The organism is Blastococcus sp. KM273128, assembly GCF_021698975.1.
GTDB lineage: Bacteria > Actinomycetota > Actinomycetes > Mycobacteriales > Geodermatophilaceae > Blastococcus.
This window is the reverse complement of record NZ_SSXA01000227.1, coordinates 1-254: the sequence shown is the minus strand read 5'-3', so window position 1 is coordinate 254 and position 254 is coordinate 1. Positions and strand designations below refer to the sequence as shown.

The window sequence follows — 254 nt, the reverse complement described above, 5'->3', positions numbered from 1 at the left end:
AAGGCGTTCGTCAGCCTCAAGCCCGGGGCGAGCACCACTCCGGAGGAGCTGATCGCGCACTGCAAGGAGCGGATGGCGGCCTACAAGTACCCGCGCAGCTCACGCCGGAGGATCTTGCCGGTCACCGTCTTGGGCAGCTCGTCGACCAGTTCCACGCTGCGCGGGTACTTGTAGGCCGCCATCCGCTCCTTGCAGTGCGCGATCAGCTCCTCCGGAGTGGTGCTCGCCCCGGGCTTGAGGCTGACGAACGCCTT

At 66.9% G+C, this 254-nt stretch carries 1 pseudogene; it reads right to left on the bottom strand.

Annotated features, from left to right (window positions below):
* Positions 1-80: 80 nt before the first annotated feature.
* A pseudogene (locus E9529_RS21690) lies at positions 81-254 on the bottom strand (long-chain fatty acid--CoA ligase); the annotation flags it as partial.